The organism is Ammoniphilus sp. YIM 78166 (assembly GCF_004522215.1).
Lineage (GTDB): Bacteria > Bacillota > Bacilli > Aneurinibacillales > RAOX-1 > YIM-78166.
In genome coordinates, this window is sequence record NZ_SDLR01000010.1 from 38011 (window position 1) to 61551 (window position 23541).

Annotated in this window: 20 protein-coding genes; 4 read left to right on the plus strand and 16 right to left on the minus strand. The window is 49.9% G+C overall.

Features of this window, described 5'->3' with window-relative positions; genetic code table 11:
* Positions 1–13: 13 nt before the first annotated feature.
* The 15 genes from EIZ58_RS28975 to EIZ58_RS29045 all read right to left on the minus strand — a co-directional run bounded on the left by EIZ58_RS28975 (position 14) and on the right by EIZ58_RS29045 (position 17294).
* The gene (locus EIZ58_RS28975) at positions 14–1450 is read right to left on the minus strand and encodes a stalk domain-containing protein (protein ID WP_134704472.1); all 1437 of its coding nucleotides are present in this window, start codon (positions 1448–1450) and stop codon (positions 14–16) included.
* Between the two features lie 295 nt (positions 1451–1745).
* Entirely contained in the window at positions 1746–2360 is a 615-nt protein-coding gene (locus tag EIZ58_RS28980; protein WP_205672395.1) for a CBO0543 family protein, read from the minus strand.
* Positions 2361–2482: 122 nt separating this feature from the next.
* The gene (locus EIZ58_RS28985; RefSeq protein WP_134704473.1) at positions 2483–3952 is read right to left on the minus strand and encodes an NAD-dependent malic enzyme; all 1470 of its coding nucleotides are present in this window, start codon (positions 3950–3952) and stop codon (positions 2483–2485) included.
* Between the two features lie 55 nt (positions 3953–4007).
* Positions 4008–5282 (minus strand): TRAP transporter large permease, encoded by a 1275-nt coding sequence (locus EIZ58_RS28990; RefSeq protein ID WP_134704474.1) that lies wholly within the window; start codon positions 5280–5282, stop codon positions 4008–4010.
* A gap of 21 nt (positions 5283–5303) precedes the next feature.
* Positions 5304–5834: a TRAP transporter small permease gene (locus tag EIZ58_RS28995; protein WP_134704475.1), complete on the minus strand. Its 531-nt coding sequence runs from the start codon at positions 5832–5834 to the stop codon at positions 5304–5306.
* Positions 5835–5919: 85 nt separating this feature from the next.
* On the minus strand, positions 5920–6996 hold the full coding sequence (locus EIZ58_RS29000) for a TRAP transporter substrate-binding protein (protein WP_134704476.1): 1077 nt from the start codon (positions 6994–6996) through the stop codon (positions 5920–5922).
* A 30-nt stretch (positions 6997–7026) separates the two neighbouring features.
* Positions 7027–7758 (minus strand): aspartate/glutamate racemase family protein, encoded by a 732-nt coding sequence (locus EIZ58_RS29005; RefSeq protein WP_134704477.1) that lies wholly within the window; start codon positions 7756–7758, stop codon positions 7027–7029.
* 14 nt (positions 7759–7772) lie between these two features.
* Positions 7773–8942 (minus strand): M24 family metallopeptidase, encoded by a 1170-nt coding sequence (locus EIZ58_RS29010; protein ID WP_134704478.1) that lies wholly within the window; start codon positions 8940–8942, stop codon positions 7773–7775.
* A 117-nt stretch (positions 8943–9059) separates the two neighbouring features.
* The gene (gene pdxS, locus EIZ58_RS29015; protein ID WP_205672399.1) at positions 9060–9944 is read right to left on the minus strand and encodes a pyridoxal 5'-phosphate synthase lyase subunit PdxS; all 885 of its coding nucleotides are present in this window, start codon (positions 9942–9944) and stop codon (positions 9060–9062) included.
* Between the two features lie 78 nt (positions 9945–10022).
* The gene (locus EIZ58_RS29020) at positions 10023–11474 is read right to left on the minus strand and encodes an aldehyde dehydrogenase family protein (protein WP_240689452.1); all 1452 of its coding nucleotides are present in this window, start codon (positions 11472–11474) and stop codon (positions 10023–10025) included.
* 19 nt (positions 11475–11493) lie between these two features.
* Positions 11494–12534: a homoserine dehydrogenase gene (locus EIZ58_RS29025; protein WP_134704480.1), complete on the minus strand. Its 1041-nt coding sequence runs from the start codon at positions 12532–12534 to the stop codon at positions 11494–11496.
* Between the two features lie 23 nt (positions 12535–12557).
* Positions 12558–13775, minus strand: a complete 1218-nt coding sequence (locus tag EIZ58_RS29030; protein WP_205672397.1) for a M20 metallopeptidase family protein — start codon at positions 13773–13775, stop codon at positions 12558–12560.
* Between the two features lie 63 nt (positions 13776–13838).
* Entirely contained in the window at positions 13839–15062 is a 1224-nt protein-coding gene (locus tag EIZ58_RS29035; protein ID WP_134704481.1) for a cystathionine gamma-synthase family protein, read from the minus strand.
* Positions 15063–15086: 24 nt separating this feature from the next.
* Positions 15087–16070: a cyclodeaminase gene (locus tag EIZ58_RS29040; protein ID WP_134704482.1), complete on the minus strand. Its 984-nt coding sequence runs from the start codon at positions 16068–16070 to the stop codon at positions 15087–15089.
* Positions 16071–16088: 18 nt separating this feature from the next.
* Positions 16089–17294, minus strand: coding sequence for a M24 family metallopeptidase (locus EIZ58_RS29045; protein WP_134704483.1), 1206 nt, complete (start codon positions 17292–17294; stop codon positions 16089–16091).
* A gap of 210 nt (positions 17295–17504) precedes the next feature.
* On the opposite strand from EIZ58_RS29045, the gene eutB reads away from it, so the two are divergent.
* The 3 genes from eutB to EIZ58_RS29060 all read left to right on the plus strand — a co-directional run bounded on the left by eutB (position 17505) and on the right by EIZ58_RS29060 (position 21849).
* Positions 17505–18491 (plus strand): hydroxyectoine utilization dehydratase EutB, encoded by a 987-nt coding sequence (gene eutB / locus EIZ58_RS29050; RefSeq protein ID WP_134704484.1) that lies wholly within the window; start codon positions 17505–17507, stop codon positions 18489–18491.
* A 67-nt stretch (positions 18492–18558) separates the two neighbouring features.
* A complete protein-coding gene (locus tag EIZ58_RS29055; protein ID WP_134704485.1) occupies positions 18559–20247 on the plus strand; it encodes a PucR family transcriptional regulator in 1689 nt (562 codons plus the stop codon).
* Positions 20248–20298: 51 nt separating this feature from the next.
* Positions 20299–21849 carry a BCCT family transporter gene (locus EIZ58_RS29060; RefSeq protein ID WP_134704486.1) on the plus strand — a complete coding sequence of 517 codons (1551 nt, stop codon included), beginning with the start codon at positions 20299–20301 and terminating at the stop codon, positions 21847–21849.
* Between the two features lie 51 nt (positions 21850–21900).
* Here EIZ58_RS29060 and EIZ58_RS29065 read toward each other — a convergent pair whose 3' ends face one another.
* On the minus strand, positions 21901–22446 hold the full coding sequence (locus EIZ58_RS29065; RefSeq protein ID WP_134704487.1) for a CBO0543 family protein: 546 nt from the start codon (positions 22444–22446) through the stop codon (positions 21901–21903).
* Positions 22447–22616: 170 nt separating this feature from the next.
* Here EIZ58_RS29065 and EIZ58_RS29070 point away from each other — a divergent pair, with 170 nt between their 5' ends.
* On the plus strand, positions 22617–23531 hold the full coding sequence (locus EIZ58_RS29070) for a DMT family transporter (protein ID WP_134704488.1): 915 nt from the start codon (positions 22617–22619) through the stop codon (positions 23529–23531).
* Positions 23532–23541: the final 10 nt, after the last annotated feature.

Below are 23541 nucleotides of genomic sequence, written 5' to 3' on the forward strand. Positions count from 1 at the left end.
TCCTCCTTCTTTTTTAGCTCGCCCACGGCTTATGTAAAGTAAATAAAGCTTGATCGATACGGATCGCCAATTCTTCTAGCTCTCTTTTTCTTTGGTTGAGGCTAGTCTGCTCTTTTTTGACTTCTAATGCCGTAATCAACCCTCGATCGAACTTGGATTGGGCTACTCTTACCTGTTCTTCTGCCGTCTCAAGCGTCAGCTTGCGCAGTTGAACCTGTTCTTCTAGCTGTTTCAAGCTGGCATACGCGGTCCGTAAAGACTCTTCCTGCTGCTTCTTGTTTTCCGCGAGGGTGGCTTGCGCTTGGGTCACATCCATCTCGGCAATCTGATAGTTTTGCCCGGCGTTCCACGAAAAAAGGGTCACCCCAAGCTTAGCTAACTCGACTTGTTTCTCGAGCCTCCATATGGTGGGACTAGAAGAGAGGATTTTTGCTACATGATAGTCGATATCAATGGCCTCGATCTCATGGGTCAGAGGTTGATCGGCTAACTTATAAACCGTGCTTTTGGTCTTGCCCATAAGGGTGTTGAGTTTTCCTTGGGCTTCCTGCAAAGCCGTTTTGGACAGCTGCCAATTTTTCTCTGCTTCTACGGTCGCCTTGATCACCCTGTTTTTGTCTACTTCTGAAACTTTTCCAATCTGAGCCTTGGCAAGCGTCGCGCGTTCTTCCATTCGAGCCACTTCCAAAGCTTCTTCCTTATTCCGCACATCGTTTTCCTTTACGAGGATATCTTGGTAGGCTTGCTTGACACGGTAGGTTACCTGATCTTGGGTAACTTCAATTTCTTTCTTGGACAGTTGAAGGTTCATATCTGCCGTGAGGAGGCTTCTCCATGCAGACCGTACAGCCGCTTCATCCGGACCATTACCTTCATTGATCGGGATAAAATCGATTTTACTTGACGCATCCTCTCGATTGAGTTCCTTTCGCTCAATGTCCTGCTCCGCCATCTTCACCGTATGAGCATTGGCCACCGCCCATTGGACGGCTTGATCAAACGACAAGGCAGGCGTTACGTCCTGTTCGGCTTTTAACTGCTCTGAAGTAATCTGTACAGTTCGGGATGGCCCGTCCCATCCTACTGTCGCTCCCAGCGACTCTCCAATAAAGCGCAGCGGAACGAAGGTCCTGCCATGGCGTATCATGGCAGGTGTATCCAACGATACTTGTTGGAAATTTTTCAAGGCATAGGAGGAGCCAATCTTAAGCTGAATCGTAACGCTATCCTTTGTTGCGGTCACCGTTTGCGTTGGAGGATCCCAGGCGATTTCCGCGCCTAGCTCGGTAAAAATCTCTCGCATCGGGACTAGAGTTAAGTCATTGTGAATAAAGGGGGCTTGTTCAAAGGTAATGAGATTGCTGTCTATAGCTACCTGGACCTGAGCCGCTGCAGGCTTGGCCCCTGCCAGAAGAGCGAGCGCCAGCAATGAGGTCATCTGTTTTTTCATGTTTTCCACCTTCCCAATTCTTCATAGGCTAAGAACTATTGTAAGAACGAAATATGTCAAGTGGATGTCAAAGAGGGGAGTCTCAAATAATAACTCATTGACCTAATAAATGTGCCAACCCTTTAAGGTACAGACGGCAGACAAAATAAAAAAAACTTCTATTGAAGTATTTCCAAGGTAGCCAGACCGCCTTTAGAGGAAGTTTTTTATGCGTTTAAAAAAGTTTGTTCACTTTAATGCTTTAGTTAACTTAAACTTTCTTAAACAGTAGAAAAAAGACGCTAATACAGCGTCTTCATCTCACCTTCTCTTTTCTCCGCAGAAAATGAACTTCATTTTCTTTACCACTTTCATTCTCGATCTTTTCGTATTGGTTCCATCGACTTGACCAGTGTCCAATTAGATAAATAGATAGAAATAGAAAGAAGTCATAACTATATGGCCACCCTTTAGGATCATAAAAACCAATGATGGTAAAGAAAGGCATCCCAACAAAAGCTCCTACTGCTGCAAAGATGATCCCTTTAACCAACATATTCACTTTCGTTTTATATTGAATAAAAAATATGACGGTAACTGGAACTAATGAAAAATGATACGGGAGTAGCAGCATAGGTGAAATGGGGACGATCTCCATCGGGTAGGACCATGCCCCTTTGGAGAAAGCAATCATATCAATGAAAATAGACAAGATAATGACTAAAAACGCGGTCTGGAGTAAGCGATTGGTGCTCTCTTTTTTTCTAAGCAGAAACCAAATGATCCATGGGAGTACCATTAATGCCACTCCAAACCACCATTGCCATGTAAAATAAAAGGCTTCAACAATAGCGGTACTCATGATATCTGTTGCTTCTTTTATCATTTGGTATCCTCTGCTTACTTCACGTATTCCCTCTTCATACGTCATAAAATCATCCCTTACCTTTTAACCAATTTAAACTACACTATTTGTAAATATTTCCCCAAAATAAGATTCCCTACTCAAATGAAAAATAGCCCACCAGCATCTCCTGCTGATGAGCTTCCTCTTTAACTCCCTACTAATTCTAGCTCGCTAGGTAGCTCTTCCATTTGTCCATCCTCCTGGAACCTCGCTTTTTTCCGGGCGACTCCTGTCTGAATAGCAGCTTCAATTACAGCTTCCCTCACCTTTTCTACCACTCGATGATTGAACACGGTCGGGATAATATAGCTCTCGCTCAGCTCTTCGTCCGAGACGACGGAGGCGATTGCATAAGCGGCAGCCAGTTTCATTTCTTCATTAATATCCGAAGTGCGGCAGTCAAGAGCCCCACGGAACATCCCAGGGAAACAAAGAACATTATTGATCTGGTTCGGGTAATCTGACCTGCCGGTAGCCAGGACTCGAACATAAGGCTCAGCTAGCTCCGGCTGAATCTCTGGATTCGGATTTGCCATGGCAAACACGATCGGATCCTTTGCCATTTTCTTAAGATCTTTCACTTTGAGGATACCAGGGGCGGACACGCCAATAAAGACATCCGCACCGGCTATGATGTCGCTGAGGCCGCCGGTTTCATTCTTTGGATTCGTGATCTGGGCATAACTAAGCCAATAAGGATTGGTATAGAGGATTCCTCGTGCAACCGCTCCCTCTCGGTCTACACCTATAATATTTTTTACGCCGGCAGCCAGCAGAATTTTGGTGCATGCCATGCCTGCGGCCCCTACGCCACTTAGGACTACTTTAACATCCTCCAGCTTTTTTCCGACGAGCTTCAGCGCGTTGAGCAGGCCAGCCAGCAAGACGACGGCTGTTCCATGCTGGTCATCGTGAAACACAGGAATGTCCAGCTCCCGTTTGAGCCGCTCCTCAATCTCGAAGCACCTTGGGGAGGAAATATCCTCCAAGTTAATTCCGCCAAAAGCAGGGGCAATGGCCTTCACGATTCGGATGATTTCCTCAGGATCCTTCGTATCCAAGCAAATCGGAAAAGCGTCCACATTCCCCAGCTGCTTGAAAAGCATGGCCTTCCCTTCCATCACCGGCATGGCTGCCTCCGGGCCAATATCCCCTAGGCCCAATACCGCCGTTCCATCCGAAACAACAGCGATCGTATTCCGTTTGATCGTCAGAGAATAAGCTTTACTGGGCTCTTCGGCAATCGCCGTACAAATGCGGGCCACGCCGGGGGTATACACCCTTGAGAGGTCATCCCGGTTTTTGATGGGGATTCTGGACGTGACCTCAATCTTCCCGCCCACGTGCATGAGAAATGTCCGATCCGATACATGAATAATGGTGATGCCTTGCAGTTTCTTTAAGGTATCGGCAATCAGCTGGCCGTGCGATTGGTCATACGCACTCACGGTAATGTCCCGAACGGTATGCGTTTTGCTCGAGGAAATCACATCTACGCCGATAATATCTCCCCCGGCCTCACCAATGGTCTTGGCAATGTCTCCAAACGAAACGGTTTCCTTTTGAAATTGTACCCGAACAATAATATGCATACCTGTACCGCTAGTCAAGGACATTTGGACTCCAACCTTTCATAATAGAACTCGTTGATTTTACACGCATGATTCGCCGTTACATGAAGTAACGGTAAAACAAGATCGCATCCGGAAAAGCAATGAATAGGACTGAAACTGCAATCAGCATGAGAATGAAAGGAGGAGTCCCTCTCACAACCTCGAGGTAAGGCTTGTTGAACACAGCGCAAGCCGTAAAGATATCACAGCCGAAAGGCGGGGTGGATGCCCCGATAGCCGCCTGCAGAGTAATGATAATGCCCAGTACGACCGGGTCAATTCCTGCTTGCATCGCAACGGGGAAAAAGATAGGCGTTAGCACCATGATGACCACAATCTGATCGACGAACATGCAGCCGATAAAAAAGAAGATCGTGACCGTGATTAAAATGGCTAAAGCGGAAGGATCCGCTCCAAGCACACTGGAAGTAATCATCTCAGGAATCTTGGCATACGAGATGACCCAAGAGAACGCGGAACCGCCGGCTACCAGGATGAAGACAGCCGCCGTGACGAGACCGCTGGATAGGGCGATGCCCTGTAAGTCTTTGGGCTTCACGGTCTTAAAGATGAATATCTCTAAAATAATCGCATAGAGAACAGAAATGGCAGCCGCTTCAGTCGGGCTGAATTGACCAGTATATATTCCTCCTATAATAATGACGGGAAATCCAAGAGGCAGCAGCGCTCTTTTGCTGGAGGTCCAGCGTTCCTTCCACGTGGCTTTCGGCTGCTGCGGAAGATTTTTGGCTTTGGCATAGAAATAGCTGTAAACGGAAAAAAACAGGAGAACGACCAGTCCCGGCAAAATCCCGGCAATAAACATCTCCCCTACGGAAGTGCCAGTCACCACCGCATACATAATCATGCCGATGCTGGGGGGAATCAGAAGGGCAACATCAGCAGCATTCACGATCAAAGCCATGGCGGCAGAGTCTTTATAGCCATTGCTCAACAGCTTAGAGCGCATCGGCTTTCCCACAGCCACTACCGTCGCCTGGGCGGAACCGGATATGGCTCCGAATAAGGTGCAAGTCGCGGCTGTCGTAATCGCGTATCCTCCCCGGATATGCCCCACAAAGCGCCCCACAAAATCCAGCAGGCGGTTGGCCGTCTGGCCAGTGGCCATGATATCGGCGGCAAAAATGAACATGGGAACGGCAAGCAGGACAAAAGGGGACACCCCAGCGTAGAGCTGTTGGGTCATCATCATGGGATCCATATTCGGATAATATTGCTTTAAGACAATCAGCGGCGATACGATCATCGGCATCATCATGGGGAAGCCCATAACTAACAGCAGGACCATGACGGACATGAGGGTTAAGACCATCGGTTTTTTCCTCCCCTAGTATTAAATAACCTGTTGCATATTGCGGTCTGACGCAGTCTCATCGGTCAGTGCAGGCTTTGCTTTCAGGTTTATCCAAAAGTTTCGGGCATATTGAATGCCTCCTAGAATAAACCCAATCGGTATGAACATCACGACGAGATACATGGGAACCCGCAACGCTGGCGTGACCCTTCCTAAGGCCTCCACCTTGAGCGTGTACTCGATACCTAAAATGGCCAAATAAAACAAAGTGACAGAGGTGACAGCGGAAATGATGAGAATGAGGGCTTTTTGGATTTTGGGAGGAGAAAGGTCGATGACGGCAGTCATGCTGATATGCCTTCCTTTCCGAGCTCCATAGCTAATCCCGATAAACGTGATGGCAATCACCAGAAACTGGCCCGCCTCCTCTGCAAAATGCCAGCTATAGTTAAAAAATGTCCGGCTGATGACATTTCCGATTAAGATAAACGCCATGAGGAGAATGGAGTAGCTTAATATCTTCTCTTCTATGTTCATAATGAGTCTATCGATCCATTTGAGAAGCTTCATATTAGAGTTGTCCCCCTTTTATCAACGTTGCCGAGAGACGTTTCGAACCAAAGGGATCCCCCCTTTGGTTCAAGCCTCTCCATCGCTATTTCTTGATAATCGCCGCGATTTCTTCTTCCAGCTGCTTGAGGATGGCATCCCCGCGGTCACCAGCTAGGCTGACATACTTGGCACGGGCCGCTTGGCTCGCTTCCTTGAACGCTGCGCGCTGTTCATCCGTAAGGGTCACGATCTGAATGTCACTTGCTGCCTTGATCTTTTCCAATCTTTCATTGTTCAATTTTTCTTGGATATCAAAGGAATGATCTTTTAAGGCATCTACCGTATCCAATACGACCTGCTGATCCTCGGGTGACAAAGAGTCGAAGAACTGCGGATTAACCGCTGTGCTTGTGACATACAAGCAGTGATGGGAAAGCGTCAGGTATTTCTGCACCTCATAAAACTTCATTTCCTCAATAGCGAACATCGGGTTTTCCTGACCCTCGATCATGTTCAGCTGCAGTCCGCTGTACACTTCCATATAAGGAACGGGGGTTGGATTGGCTCCATAGGCTTCATAAGCCGCTACAATCATAGGAGAGGCCATGGTTCTCATCTTCAAGCCTTTAAAGCCTTCCGGGGTATCCACCGGCTTACTGCTGGTCCAGTCCATGAACCCTTCCGTCCAATAGCTTAATACCTTAATGTTCTTCTCTTCATAGATCTTGTTCAGCTCTTCATTCAAGGCTTTGCTTTCATTTAGTATTTTCTTGTTCAATTCCATATCTTCAGAAAATAGAAAGTGCAGAGAAAACAATTGGTTTTCCGGAACTAGCGTACCTGTCGTTCCCGGGGAAGTAATGGCAAACTCGACTCCTCCATTCTGCAATAGCTCAGCCTGCTGGGTCGCATCCCCCAATTGACCGACCGGATAAATCTCCACCTTGAATTTTCCGTTTGATTTCTGCTCCAATACTTCTTTAAACTTTTGCGCGTATTGGTCTTGAACGCTTCCAGGAATCTCTTCATGCACCATGCGAACCGTGATGGTTTCATTACCGCCCGCGCCCTCAGCCGGCTTCGCTGTGCTACCCGTTGAACCGGAAGAACATGCCGTGGTGAAAACCATCAGAGCGGAAAAGAGCGTCAACAATGTGGATTTAGCAGTATATTTCTTCATTTTTCAAATTCCCCCTATTTTTTCTTCGACTCACATGAATCCGGCATACCTCTTCTTTACCACGGCGGAATAGACATAATTGATCATGGTGATGTAATCAAATACCGGAAGGTTAACCGCTTTCTGTACAGCCTCGGCATACGGCGGTAGCATGCTGCATTCAAGCAGAATCGCTTGGACTAAGGGGTCTTCTTCTACCATTTGCTTGGCAACTGCTACGACTTCTTTTTCGATCTCGATGGAATTCAAAAAACCTTCCTCTGCCAGCGCCGCGGAGTAGAAATGGGGCTGATCCTGCAGCCCCTTCACACGGATGCCGATCCCTGGATGGATCCCCACGGCGTTGAGCAGTGTCGAATCAAGGACTTGGGAACTGGCGCATAGGATCCCCACCTTTTCCTCCGCACGAAGCATGCGGGAGATGAACGGCACTTGGAGAAGGCTTGACATGAACACCGGCACTTCCAGATGCTCTGCCAGTTCCCGCTGGAACAGAGCCATATACCCGCAATCTCCTGTAATGGCTTTGACTCCGTCCGCGACAAGCTGCTCGCCGGCTTGCTTCACCGCGTCCAGCAAGGACATGTCCTTGCTGAACAACCGGTCTACGGTAAAATCCTTGACGGTCTGGTACCGAACCGGGAAGCTGTACGTCGAGGCATTGCCTACATCTCCGGGGATAAATGGCGCATAGGTTTCGAGCATGAGGATGCCAATCGCTTCCCCATAACTGACTTGGCCTTTCCTAGCTCTATAGACCATATCTTCCCGCTCCTTTATTTGATGAACAATTGCCTAGGGAAGTTCGCTAGCGTTTCGCAGCCGGTTTCCGTCACGCGGAACGTTTCGCTGATTTCCACCCCATACTTGTCCAGCCAGATTCCAGGAATCATGTGGAACGTCATATTCGGCTGAAGGATCGTTCGATCTCCAGGCCTGATGCTCGCCGTATGCTCGCCCCAATCCGGGGGATAGTTCACCCCTGTGGAGTAGCCAATGCGAGAATCTTTTTTGAAGCCGCTCTTTTCAATGGATGTTCTCCAAGCCAGCTCCACTTCCTCACACGTCGCTCCAGGCTTGACCGCAGCTAAAGCTGCCTCAATTCCTTCGATGACTACTTCCGCCAAATCCTTGATTTTTTGTTCCGGTTCCCCGATGACCACCGTTCTCGCCAACGGAGAATGGTAGCGCTGGTGGCAGCCGGCCAGCTCCAAGATCACCGGATCGCCCTTGCGATATTTCTGGTCCGTCCAAGTCAAGTGAGGGGTATTGGTTTTTTCTCCGGAAGGCAGAAGCGGAACAATCGCCGGATAGTCTCCGCCATAGCTTTCCGTTCCGCTGATTTGGGCATGGTAGATTTTCGCCACCACATCACACTCCCGGATCCCCTCTTCAATCGATTCGATCCCGATGCGCATGGCGTTTTCTACGATTTTGGCCGCTCTCTTCATATAAACAATCTCTTGGTCTGACTTCACGATCCGAACCCAATTCACAAGGTTGGTCCCATTCTTGAACTGGGCGTTCTGCAAGCCCTGCTTGAGGCTTTCATAGCATTGAGCCGTGAAATAATAGGCATCCATCTCTACCGCGATGGTTTTATTCCCTTGTCCCCTGCTGTCCAACAGCTGCGCCACATAATCCATGGGATGCTTCACCGTGTTGTGCACGTAATCATCAGGGTAAGCGACGATATGGTCGGAGTCGATCCACGCGGTCGCAACCGCCGCGGTTGCATCCATCCCCCTTCCAACCCAAGTCGGCTGCTCTTCATCCAATCGCACGATCAGCAATTGATGAACATAAAACGACCAGCCGTCATATCCGGAGAGATAATTCATGTTGGCCGGATCGGTCACTAGTAAGACGTCGATGCCCTGTTCGGCCATTCTTTGCTTGGTTTGATTCATTCTTTTACGATATTCTGCCACTTCAAAAAGAGCCATGCCCTTTGCCTCCCAAACCAATATCTTCTGCACTTTGTGATCTATCACAAGGATAAATATACCAGTATATACTTTTGCATATACTATAATTGTTAGATTTTCTGCCCAACTTTTCGATTACCAGCCTCTAACCGCCATTTTTTCGTTTTCCAGCAAAGTCGAGATTTCAATCCCCTTCATAGGATTACCCAAGTTGGTGGATAATTTGGCAATCAGATCATAGTCCTCATAGTGGGTCGTCGCCGCCACAATGGAGCGGGCGAATTTTTCAGGGTTTTCCGACTTGAAGATCCCGGAACCTACGAACACCCCATCGGAGCCCAAGTGCATCATCAAAGCGGCGTCTGCCGGAGTAGCGACCCCTCCTGCGGCAAAGTTCACGACTGGCAACTTTCCGTTCCTGTGGATATACTCGACCAGCTCATAAGGAGCCCCAAGATTCTTGGCTTCGGCCATTAGCTCGTCATAGGCCATGGATTGGATCTTGCGGATCTGGCTTTGCATCATGCGCTGATGGCGGACCGCTTCCACGATATTGCCGGTGCCCGGCTCCCCTTTGGTGCGGATCATAGATGCCCCTTCTCCGATTCGGCGCAACGCTTCTCCGATATCTCGCGCACCGCATACAAAAGGGACGGTGAATGCTTTTTTATTGATATGGAAAACCTCATCTGCCGGCGTCAGGACTTCGCTTTCATCGATATAGTCTACGCCTAGAGATTCGAGCACCTTGGCCTCAACGAAATGGCCAATGCGAGCCTTCGCCATAACCGGGATCGAAACGGCTTTCACCACTTCTTCCACAATCGTCGGGTCCGCCATGCGGGCCACTCCACCTGCCGCCCGAATGTCGGAAGGGACTCGCTCAAGCGCCATCACCGCTACAGCTCCTGCCGCCTCGGCGATTCTTGCTTGCTCGGCATTGACCACATCCATGATCACGCCGCCCTTCTGCATTTCTGCCATACCGCGCTTTACCATTACCGTTCCAACTTCAATCATCTTCTTATCCTCCTTATGTCTCGAGCGGAGGAACAAAAGCTGTTCCTCCTCCTCTCCTCGCTGTAATCCTTATTTTTATTATTTAGGCAGTTTAAAGCAAACGACTTTCGGTTCTGTCATCTCATGGATGGCAAATTGAATGCCTTCGCGGCCAAGCCCGGAGCCCTTCACTCCGCCAAACGGCATCGCATCGATCCGATAATCCGTACTGTCATTAATCATCACTCCGCCTACTTCTAAGTGTTTAATCGCAGAGAAAGCTTTTTCCAGATTGCTGGTAAAGATCCCGGCCTGCAATCCATAATCCGCGCTATTCGACTGCTGAATCGCAGCCTCTAAATCCGACACCGGGTACAGCATCACGACTGGGCCAAACACTTCTTCCTTGGCTAGCGTGCAATCTTCCGGCAAATCGGCCAGCACCGTAGGGGAATAGAAGGCGCCGTTGCGCTCTCCGCCGCAAATCAGCGTAGCTCCTTTTTCAATGGCTTCATTCACCCACGTTTCTACGCGAATCGCTTCTTTTTCCGTAATCATCGGCCCCATGTCGGTCCATTCCGAAAGCTTATCCCCTGTGCGGTATTGCTTCGTGCGGGCCGTAAACTTGTCCTTGAATGTATCGAAGATGCTTTCCTCAATATACACGCGCTGCACGCCCAAGCAATTCTGCCCGGCTGCCCAGAACGCTCCGGAAACGGTCGATTCTACCGCTTCTTCCAAATCCGCATCGGCTAGCACGATCACCGGCGAGTTGGAGCCCAGCTCCATTCCGATCTTTTTTAATCCGGCTTTGCGACTGATATCCAAGCCTGCTTGCGAGCCCCCCGTAAAGGAAATCATGCGTACAGCCGGATGGGTAACCAAAACATCCCCAATCTCGCTTCCATTCCCTGTAATGACCGTGAGCACCTGTGGCGGAAGACCCGCTTCCAGCAAGGCTTCGGCCAGCAAAATAGCGCTTAGTGGGGTGACCGTTGCCGGCTTGACGATGATCGCATTTCCTGAAGCAATGGCCGGCCCTACTTTGTGGGCGACTAGGTTGAGGGGGTCATTGAATGGCGTGATTGCGGCAATCAGCCCAATCGGAAAACGGTAATAGTACCCCATCCGGTTCTCGCTTCCCGGCATCTGGTCAAACGGAATCGTTTCGCCATGAATCCGTCTCGCCTCTTCCGCGCTGATCCGAATGGTCTCGATGCAGCGGGTCACCTCTTTGCGGGCTTCGCGGATCGTTTTGCTGCCTTCGCGGGCAATCGTGGTGGCATACTCTTCCTTGCGGCGCTCGATGATATCTGCAGTCTTGTTCAGAATTGCGATTCGTTGGTGAACCGGCATCTCAGCAGCAATCTTCACGCCCTCTTTGGCCGCCTCAATCGCCTTCGCCATCTCCTCGGCTGTCGCTGCCGGAACCGTATCGATCAGGCTGTTATCCTGTGGATCGCGAACTTCGATGACGCGCTCGCTGCTCACCCATTTTCCAGCTATGTGCATTTGTTTGCCTTGTACCTTTGTTCTCACGGATATAACCATCCCTCTCCCGCCTTCCTGGTTAAAGTTGCTGACGATGAATGTTGATCAAATCAATCAATAAGGAAAATCCAGTTTCCGTACGGCCCGCGCCTGCTCCGACAAGCGTAATCGGGCCGGCCAAGTCGCATTGGTAGGTCACGGCATTGGTTGCGCCCATAATTCCTGCCAGCGGATCCGTCATCGGAATCGCTTCTGGCCCTACTTTGGCGATCACCTTGTCTCCGTCCTTGCTTATTCTGGCTAACAGCTTCCAGCGTTTCCCTTCCGCTTGGGCCCATTCGATATCTCTAGGCGTCAGGTGACTGATCCCCTCGCAAGCCACATCTTCCCGCTTCAGCGGTACATTCATCACCACATTCGCCAGAATCACCACTTTGTACTGCGCATCATAGCCTTCCACATCGCTGGTCGGATCGGCTTCGGCGTAGCCCAGCTCTTGCGCTTGCTTCAAGGCCGCCTCATAGGTTAAGCCTTCTTCCATCTTAGTCAGGATGTAGTTAGTCGTTCCGTTGAGGATCCCGACGATTACCTGAATCTCGTTTCCGGCCAACGTGGTAATCGGCATCCGGAGCGCAGGGGTTCCGCTCATCACGGTTCCTTCATAGCCCCAGCGGACCTCGTGCTTCTTCGCCAATTGGGATAATTCCTGATAAGCAAGGGCAACCGGCCCTTTATTGCTCATTACCACGTTCTTTCCGCTTTCGAAGGCGGCGCGGCAATGGTCGATAGCCGGCTGGCCCGTCTTCACATCCGTAAATGTGATCTCCACAATCGTATCCGCATTGCTTTCCCGGATGGTCCGGAAGCTGTCCCATCCTCGGATCAAGCCGGGAGTATCCGGATAAGCATCCAATGTTCCCGTCTCTTTTACTGCCTTTAAGGCGTCATTCAAGTTTAAGCCTTCCGGATCGTAAATCGATCCTTTCATTAGGTCTGCAATGGCTACCACCTTAGCGTCAAATCCGCATTCGGCTTGAAGTGCTTCGCCTTTGTCGCGAAGAATCTCCACTAGCCCTTGTCCGACCACTCCAAACCCCAGCAGTGCAATCTTGTGTGGCATCTTTCGTCCGCTCCCTTCTCTTTCTATTTCTTTAATTGATATTGCCCTTCAAGAAACCGCTTGGCGATCTCTGCCAGAATGGTGACTCCCATCGGCAAGCATCTCTCATCAATATCAAAAATTGGCGTGTGCAGCTCTCTCTTGATTCCGTCCGGCAAGGCACATCCCAGGAAAAACATCGCGGCCGGCACCCTTTGGGCCATATAGGCAAAATCTTCTCCCCCCAGCCCAAATGGGGTATGCACCAGTCGGCAGTCCGGATACAGGTCTTGAAGGGTTTGCTTGATCCACTCATTTACGGTCTCATCATTTTTTAAAGCTGGCTCTCCCCGCTGCGCGTGGAAGGTATAGCTTCCGCCCAGAATATCCACTAAGGAAAAAACTTTCTCCACTTCTGTGATGAGCTGTTCCCTTACCTCAGGGGTATAGCTGCGAAGCGTTCCTTGAACCGTCACTTCAGAAGGAATGATATTGCTCGCAGATCCCGCATGAATCTGCCCCACACTGACAACAGCTGCATCCAGCGGAGACACTTTTCTCGATACGATGCCATGAAGGGCTTGGAGAACCGGGCCGAGCATCCAAATGGGGTCGGTACCCAAATGAGGGTAGGCTCCATGGCCTCCCGTACCGAATATCTTGGCATCGAATACATCGACATTCGCCATACTATAGCCGGCATTCACCTGAATTTCACCCACTGGATTTTCCGGACTCATGTGAAGGGCGATGGCACAATCCACCCCGTCTAAAACGCCCGCACGGATCATATGCACCGCTCCGGTTAAGCCATTCTCATCCGTCGACTCTTCGGCAGGCTGAAAAATGAATTTCACTGTCCCTGTTAACTCTTGGCGTTCAAACCTTTCTGCCAGGACGTGGGCCACACCGAGTAAAATCGAGGTATGCGCATCATGACCGCAAGCGTGCATAACCCCTTCCTGCTGCGAACGATAGGGAGTTTGGTTCTCTTCCATAATCGGCAAGGCATCCATATCGGCCCGAAGCGCAATCGTCGGTCCAACCCCTGCGGACAACGTTCCGACCACCGCGGTCGGGTAGCCAACTCCGGTTTCAACGGCCATTCCGGGAATCGTTTTCAAAATATCGGCCACAAACTGCGATGTACGGTATTCCTGATAGCTAAGCTCCGGATGGCTGTGGAGCTGTTGCCGCCATTCCGCGACTTTTCCTGAGAGTTCCTGTGCCTTTTCTGCAATGGAATCATAAAGCGTTGCCAATGTTTCTTCACCTCTGCCTGGATTATAAGGGGCAGCAGTTGGCAGCCGCCCCTCGTTTTCAACTTAGTTTTCTTCGGTTACAGCCACTTGCAGCTGCGCTTCTAAGTACGCGAATGCCTGCTCCAGGTCAGCAATCAAATCCTCGGTATCCTCGATCCCTACAGCCAGACGTACCAATCCTTCAGCAATTCCTACCGCTTTGCGCTCTTCTGGCGTACATTCTACGTGGCTCGTCGTACGGGCAGGGCCGTAGGTGGTCTCAACCGCTCCCAAATTCGCTGCACGGTTGGCGTACTGGAGCTTCGGCAAAAAGTGTCTTACAGAATCCATGCCGCCCTTGACTTCAAAGCTGAGCATGCCGCCAAATCCGCGCATTTGCTTTTTCGCGATATCGTGGTTGACATGCGTTTCTAAACCAGGGTAGTACACCGCTTCAACCAGCTCTTTCGTTTGCAGATACTTCGCGATTTCCATCGCGCTTTTCGCTTGCTGAAGGACGCGAAGCTTCAAGGTTTTCATTCCTCTAAGGATTAAGTAGGCAGCCCACGGATCCATCGTGGCTCCATTGATTTCACGATAGTGATAGATTTGCTTGACTAGCTTGTGGTCTCCGCAAACTAATCCGCCCAGCGCGTCCGCATGTCCGCCTAAGAACTTCGTAGCGCTATGGATGACCAGGTCTGCACCCAATTGCAGCGGATTCTGGTTAATCGGAGTCGCGAACGTATTATCTACAACCACGAGGGCTCCTACTTCGTGTCCGGCTTTTGCCATGGCTTCGATATCTGTAATTTTCACCGTCGGATTCGTTGGTGTCTCCAAGTAAAGGATCTTGCAGCCTTTCGCTACTTCTGCTGCGATGGCCTCGTGGTTTCCGGTTTCGCACAATACAACTTCTATTCCCATCTGCGGAAGGAATTCGGTAAAGATCTTATTGGTTCCGCCATACGTATCTTTAATCGAAACAATGCGATCTCCCGGTCTCAAGAACGTATAGAGGGTGTTGCTGATTGCCGCCATTCCGGTCGAAAAGCTGGTCGCATCTTCCGATCCTTCAAGAATCTTGATTTTGTCTTCAAGAGCTTGAACCGTCGGATTGGTGTTGCGCCCGTAGATATGCCCTTTCTTCTTTTCTGTCGCGACGTCGTACCATTCATCCATGTCATCGTAGCCGTAAGCAACACTAACTACAACGGGAACCTGAGTTGCCCCATGCACCAAATAATCCTGCTCGCCTGCCCATACCGTTTTTGTTCCTACATTTGCTTTATCGAAGTTCTTTGCCATCTTCCACACTCTCCTCTTCTGTTATTAGTTATCGAATTGTATTCCTGCCTGCTGTGCCACTAAGGCGTTATACGCATAGAGGGCAATGGCTGTATCCTGTACACCCGTACCCGTTAAATCACAAATTGTAATTTGGCCGTCATGAACGCGGCCCGCTTTATGGCCTGCCGTGACCTCGCCGAGCTCGATAATATCGCTTGCTTGCGAGATGGTTCCCTGCTCCAATCCATAATGCAGCTCTCCCAGGCGAAAGCATTGGGATTTGACATCGCAGACCAGAAGATCGGCCTTGCTCAAGACTTGGGCTTCCAGCTCTTGCTTATGCTCCGCATCCGATCCCATCGCCGTAATATGCAGGCCGGGATGAAGCCATTCCGCCTTGATAATGGGCGAAGTGGAGGGCGTGGTCGTTACCACGAGCTCGCTTTCCTTGACGACCGCCTCCGCACTCGGTACGGCAATCACCTCAACACCGAGTCGGGCCTCCATGTCCTTTACATATTGCTCCACTTTGCTTGCCGTTGGCGCATACACTCGAATGCGCCGGAAATCTCGAACTTGCTTAAGCGCCACCATCTGGTAGCGGGCTTGCGCTCCCGCTCCAATGACCCCTACCGTATCCAGCTTTTCTTTGGCCAGATAGCTTGCCGCTACGGCTCCAGCCGCTGCGGTCCTTACGTCTGTCAGATAGCCATTATCCAGAAGGACCGACTGGGGAATCCCCGTTTCGGTACTGAATAGGATCATCATGCCGCTCAAGCTGGGGAGTCCTAATTGATAGTTATGGAAGAAACCGGAAGACATTTTAATTGCAAATTTATCCAAACCTTGAATATAGGCCGTTTTCACATCCACTTCTCCGTGATGCTCTGGGATATCCACTCGCATGATCGGCGGCAGGGTCACCTTACCTTGAGCCAAAGAGGTAAACCCCTCAGCTACGACCCGAATGGACTCCAAATTCAGCTCAACATGTCGGCGAATTTCTTTTTCCTGAAAGATAATCATCGGCGGTTCCTCCTTTCCTTATCCTGCTTGCGGCTCTGGAATCTCCGGCTCGTCCTTCTTAATGATCAGTTCCCGCGGAAAATTCGCGAACACTTCGCATCCCTGTTCCGTAACCCGGAAGGACTCGCTAATTTCCACTCCACAGCTATCCAGCCAAACTCCAGGAATCATATGGAAAGTCATATTCGGCTGGAGAATGGTTCGGTCTCCCGGGCGGAAGCTTGCCGTATGTTCGCCCCAATCCGGCGGGTAATTCAAGCCCATCGCATAGCCAATGCGGGAATCTTTGCTAAAACCGCTCTTCGCGATCGAGTTTCGCCAAGCCAGCTCCACCTCTTCACACGTGACGCCAGGTTTGACAACGTCTAGCGCGGCATTGAGGCCTTCGCTTACCACCTTGCCCAAATCCTTCATAAGCTCTGTGGGCTCGCCGATCACCATGGTTCGGGCTAGCGGAGCATGATAACGCTTATAGCATCCAGCCAGCTCCAGGATTACCGGTTCCCCTTGCTTATAGCGCTGATCGGTCCAAGTCAGATGGGGCGTAGAGGTCTTTTCTCCCGCCGGCAAAAGGGGCACAATCGCCGGGTAATCGCCTCCGTAGAAGTCGGTTCCCCGAATTTGCGTGCGGTAGATTTCAGCCACCACATCGCACTCCCTCACTCCTTCTTGAATCATATCAATGCCGATTCGCATCGCATTTTCCACGATTTTTGCAGCTTTTCGGATATAATCAATTTCCTGATCCGATTTTACGATTCGGACCCAGTTCACGAGCGAAGTGGCATCTAGGAATCGGGCATTCGGCAGTCCCTTGATCAAGCTGGTGTAGCACTTGCCGGTAAAGTAGTACGTATCCATTTCTACGCCGATGTTTCGGTTTGCCTGGCCGATTTGCTTTAAGATATCGGAGACGAAATCCATCGGGTGCTTCGTGGTCGATTGAACATACTCGTCGGTATAAGGAATAATGTTATCTTTGGTCAGCCAAGTGGTGACCTTAGCCGCATTCGCATCCTGCCCCCTGCCGATCCAGAAAGGCTGTTCCTCATCAGCTATGACGATCAGCATTTGATGTACATAAAAGGACCAGCCATCATATCCAGACAAGTAATTCATATTGGCAGGGTCGGTTACCAACAAGACGTCAATCCCTTGCTCTTGCATCTTTTGCTTCGTTTTTCTTAATCTTTCTCTATATTCCAAAATGTCAAATGATAACATTGCAACTCCCCTTTTCGTCGACTCAGCTTGCTTGTAAGGCAATATTACCTTCTCTCCCCTAACCGAAGCATCCGCAAAAATGTATGAAGATTTTTTCAGAATTGTAGTCATTTTGAATAATTGACGGTTCGTCAATTTCTGCACTATAATTCGTGTTATTCTTACAATTTAAAGAAACTTTCAGTTTGGGTTTCATTGGGAGGAAACAAAATGAATCAGTTCACGCCTACCCTTCGAGATGTGTGGAAGGCGCGAAAGCGAATCGCGCCAATTGTAAAGAAGACGCCGCTGATCTTTTCGCACAAGCTATCCGAAATGGCTCAGGCATCCGTTTATCTAAAACTTGAAAATATGCATGACATCGGTGCCTTTAAAGTAAGAGGAGCGGCAAACAAGATCTTAAGCCTTACCCCGCAAGAGCAAAAACGGGGCGTAACCACCTTCTCGACGGGAAACCACGGACAAGCGGTGGCTTATGTAGCCCAGAAGCTCGGCATTCCAGCTGTGGTCTGCATCTCCAAGCGAGTGCCAAAGGCCAAAGTCGATGCGATCCGCCGCTGGGGGGCCGAGCTTGCGATTGTTGGGGAAAGCCAGGATGCTGCAGGCGAACACTGCTTCCATCTGCAAGAGGAAGAGGGGCTAACCGTCATCCCGCCCTTCGACGATCCTCATATCATCGCCGGCCAGGGAACCATGGGCTTGGAAATCCTAGAGGAGCTCCCTGAAGTCGATCTGGTCATCGGCGGCTTATCCGGGGGAGGCTTGCACGCCGGGGTTGGCTTAGCCTTAAAGTCCAATGATCCAGCCATTCAGGTAATTGGTGTCTCCATGGAACATGGTGCGGTGATGCATGAAAGTCTCAAAGCAGGCAGGCCCGTGGTAATGGAAGAGCGGGACACCTTGGCAGACAGCCTACTCGGGGGAATCGGATTGAATAATCAGTACACCTTTCCGATGGTTCGCCAGTACGTCGATCACTCCATTCTGATCCCTGAAGAAACGATTGCCGAGGGAATGGCTTACATGCTAGAAGCCCACCGAATGGTTGTGGAAGGCGCTGCAGCGGTCGGCATCGGAGCCCTGTTAAAGAGGAATGTAGCCAAGCCTGGCGGGCACATTGCCGTCATTATCAGCGGATGCAATGTCAACACGGATACCCATCTGCGAGCGACCCAACCGTATGTTGGAAAATTTTAAAAAAAGAGAAAAACCCCATTCTTGTAGTACACTGGAGGAAGTTTCACTTACAACCTTAGGGGGACACATGACATTTACACTGAAAGATGCACTGGATATCGAAGTAATGGGACTAGCCAAACTATTGGCGGGTAAAACTGCCATAGACCAGCGTCCGGTAGAGTCCATATCGGTCATCGAAATCCCAGTAGAGAATTTTGTTCGGAAAAATGAACTCGTCTTGACGACAGCCATCGGCTGCAACCATGATAAGAAAATCTTCAAAAAGTTTGTCCAGGATGTGATGGAATCGGATGCTGCTGCTTTAGCCATCGCCACCGGCCGACACGTGCTTGAAATTCCAAAGGAAGTTATAGACTTTGCCGAAGAACATCAGTTTCCCTTAATCGAGATTCCATGGGAGGTCCGCTTCGCTGACATTACCCATGAGGTGTTGAGCAAATTGAACCAGTGGAAGCGTTCTACTCTAGAGCGTTCGGAAGAACTCCAGAAAAAGCTGCTGAACCTGTTTCTTCAAGGGGCCTCACTATCCGATGCGGCCCAGGCGATCCGGGAAGAAGTCGGACTCCCCGTCTTGATTATGGATAAGGACGGCCTCATTAAAGGGAAAAGCCATGACGCCGGATCCTTGGCCGAGCAAGCCCAGGGGCACCTTCTACAGGAAGTGCGAAACGAAAGAGATTCCTCATGGTTCAAGCAATTGGATGCATCGGCCATCCGGCTGTCCATCCAAACCGCCAATCGGACCCATGGCTATCTGCTTCTTTCCTTTGGTTCCGGTACCACCATTGATGCCTTCTATGCCGGCGGTGAAGAATATGTCCTGGAGCATGCGGTGACGGCAGCAGCCCTTTGGTTCCAAAGGGAAAACGCCATACAGGAAACGGAGCTACGATTGCGCGACGATTTTGTCTGGAGTTTAGCCAAGGGCGAGATGGATTCCTGGGATACCGTACTTTCCCGAGCCAAATCCCTCGATATGAACGTCAACTGCCCCTATGTCTGCATACTGGGTCAGCCGGAAAATTTGGAGACCTTGTACCAAAAGAAAAGTCCTGCACATGGTTCTTATGATCAATGGCACCAGCAGACCGTTCGCTCGATGGAAGAGCAGTTCACTAAAGCTGCCCAATCCCTTAATCGGCTCATCATGGCAACCTTTCACCAAAACCGGTACATTCTCTATCTTGAGGTGCCCATGGAGCAAGTGAACGAGACCGTGAAACAGTTTCTGGATCGGATCGACACCCGAGTTCAAGTCACCTGCCCTGATTTGATCATGTCATGGGGGATCGGGGAGAATCATGCCGGGGTCCGAACCTTTTCGGAAAGCTACAACGATGCGCGCGTAGCCCTGGAAATCGGCACGCGGCAAAAAGGTCCCGGGCAGCGCAGCACTTATGCCAACACCGGTATTTACCGTGCGCTACTGAGTCTTTCCAGCAATCCCGAAATCCAGGAGCTAACCCTGTCCACAATTGGTGCTTTAATCGACTATGACCAGCAGAGAGGGCTGGATCTGGCCCATACCCTGATCGCTTATATTCGCAACCAGGGCAATGTGAGCCAAACCTCCCGGGCACTTAGCCTCCATAGGCAATCCCTGCTCTATCGCCTCCGAAAAATCGAATCCCTGACAGGCCGATCATTGGAAGATCCGGAGGATCTATTCCTGCTGGATTTGAGCATGAAGCTGTGGATGAACGGGATGATGCTGAACCGGGAAGCGCCAGAACCCCTAATCCCCTCCGATTGATCAAGGGATTTAAGATATATCAAAACTGAACGTAACGGAGAGGAGAGGCAAATGAACCAGCAATCAGAAACCTCAGTCTCAACTTTAACTACACCCTCGGCCACCCGGCCGCTGACTTCGTCAACATCACGACTAGGCACTGTATTCTGGGTGTCGCTGATCATCTTGATCCTATTTGTCATGTGGGGGGTGATCTCGCCGGAACACCTTGCGCTTCAAGCGGAAGTGATGTTTAGCTACACGACCCATACTTACGGTTGGTTTTACTTGTTGGCTACGGTATTCTTCATGGGCTTCTCCCTTTACCTGGCCTTAAGCCGCTACGGCACGATCAAGCTCGGAAAAGATCATGACCTGCCCGAATTCTCTTACTTCAGCTGGATCGGCATGCTATTCAGCGCCGGATTTGGGGTCGGCCTCGTATTTTGGGGAGTCGCTGAACCCATGACCCATTATTACCAGCCGATACCGGGGATTGAAGCTCAGTCTCCCCAAGCGGCCAGAACTGCGATGAATTACGCCATGTTCCATTGGGGAATCCATCAGTGGGCGGTATTTACCGTCGTAGGACTTGCTTTAGCCTACTTCCAATTCCGGAAGAACTATACCGGACTCATCAGCTCGTCTTTTCGCCCGCTTATCGGTAAGCGTTCTCAAGGATTCCTAGGGAATTCAATCGATATCTTGTCTGTCATCTCTACCGTCATGGGCGTTGCCGCATCGCTAGGGATGGGAATTCTTCAGATCAGCGGGGGCATGAATCAAGTATTCGGCCTTCCGAATACAGCCTACCTGCAGCTCACTGTTATTGCAATTCTGCTAGGCTTCTACCTGCTGTCAGCAACGACGGGATTAAAGAAGGGAATCAAAATTCTCAGCAACCTGAATCTAGGAATGACCTTCGCCCTCATGCTGTTCGTGCTGTTCCTCGGACCGTCCGTGTTCATTCTCAATAGCTTTACCGTGGGACTTGGCGATTACATCGCCAATTTTACAGGCATGAGCTTCAATCTTTCCCCTTATGACGGGAATACCTGGACCATGGATTGGACCGTTCTTTACTGGGCTTGGGCCATTTCCTGGGCCCCCTTCGTGGGAGCGTTTATCGCCCGGATCTCCAGGGGGAGAACGATACGGGAATTCGTATTCGGCGTCATGTTTGTTCCCCCACTTGTGGCGATCGTGTGGATGGCGGTCTTCGGCGGAACAGCCCTGCATATGGAAGTGTTCCGCGATCTGCCGATTGCGGAAGCCGTTCATCAAGATAAAACCGCCGCCTTTTTCCTGATGCTGGAGAACTTGCCGCTGGGATTCTGGCTGTCCGTATTTTCCCTGATTTTGATCATGACCTTTCTGGTCACTTCGGCGGACTCCGCCACCTTTGTCCTTGGCATGATGACCTCTAAAGGAAATCTGAATCCGCATACATCCGTGAAAATGATCTGGGGGATTCTCATTGCTGCGATAGCAGCCGTATTGATTCTGAGCAGCGGACTGAGCGGGCTGCAAACCGCTTCCCTGGTCGCCGCCTTACCTTTCACTCTGATTGTCGTTCTGATGTGCTTTAGCCTTCTGATGACCTTGAGCAAAGAAAAGCTGTAAAAATACTAAAAAGGGCTTCTCACCCGGCGCATGGCTTGGTGATGAGGCCCTTTAAATCTTCTCATAGAACTTCCTTGTACAGATGTAATGAGCGATTAGGTAAATGATGATAAAAATCGGGAACGAGTAAATATGCTTCCAGCCTTTAGGTTCATAGACATCCAGCCAGATAAAAAATCGCTCCCCCATAAAAGCAACAATGGCTGCAAATACAACCGCTTTACTCAAGGGGTTCATATCAGGTTTATATTGCAAGAAGAACATGACCATCACCGGCAGGAGGGTAAAATCGTAGGGCAAATAGGTTGGAATGGTGGGGATCACTTCCCACTTATAATACCAAGAACCTGTAGAAATCCCGATAAAGTCCCCCCATGAGGACATGATGATGACGGCGAATCCCGCACACATCAAACGCCAAGTACTTTCCTTTTTCCTGAACAGAATCCAGATCACCCAAGGTATAATCGTCAAACCCAATCCGATCCACCATCTCCATGTAAATACAATCTCGGCGATCCATACTTGTACCATTTGGTCATTGGCTTTGCTTAATAGATCATAAGCTGCTTTTACTTTCGCATCGGGATCACTCATTGGTCTCGGCTCCTCATCAAAAGTAACATCACCCATTTTGTTCACGATTATTCAGCTATTTTTAGTCATTTTATCTACACTGAGGTCCTCATTTTCTTACACTATAGCGAATAGCTAGAAACTAAAGAGACTGATAGGATGGAGAAAACGGAGAGGAAATCGATACTGTTATGAATAAAAGCTGGGCATGGACATTATTAACCTTATGCAATCTCTTTTGGGCTGGAAATTACATAGTTGGAAAACTGATTGTGGTGAGTATTTCTCCATTCTGGATTACCCTCATTCGCTGGGGAATCGCCCTTATCTTTCTGGTGCCGCTAGCCTATTTTTTCGAAAGGCCCAGATGGTCCCTAATCCGGAGATATTGGCTACCCTTGTCTCTCATGGGGGGACTTGGGGTCGTCGGATTCACGCTCATCTGTTATGTTGCGCTTGAATATACCTCCCCTACGAATGCTGCATTTGTGGAAGCTCTTATTCCCGCGGTGGTCGTTATTTTCTCATTTTTTCTTTTGTATGAACGGATCTCTTACCTTCAGATTGCAGGCTTTTTTCTCTCCTGCCTCGGCGTTGTCATTCTCTTGACGAAAGGGAGCTTGGACCAGATTATTCTTATGAGTTTCAATAAAGGAGACCTGCTGATGCTAGTGGCTGTACTGGCGTGGGCCTTTTACTCCATTATCGGGAAAAAGGTGGACCTGCCACCCATCACCGCCACAGCCGCTTCTTCCTTCTTCGGCATGCTGATGCTGCTTCCGTTTGCGTTGTTCATAGAAGCTAGCCTTCCGGAGTGGAGCGTCTGGACCGTTTCGGGAATGCTGTACATGTCCCTTTTTGCCTCCGTTGCCTCCTACCTTTTCTGGAATATGTCCGTTAGGGTCATCGGGGCCAGCCAAGCGAGTGTCTTTTTGAATCTAGTGCCTATCTTTACGATCATGCTGAGCTTGGCTCTAGGGGACACAATCACTCTTTCGCAGATTGGGGGTGGCCTCATTGTACTAGTTGGTGTTTATTTGACTACTGGGTTGCTGGATCAGGTCATAGCCAGCCGGGTCAAACCTAAAGAGGTACAGATAAAATAATGAGGGGTAT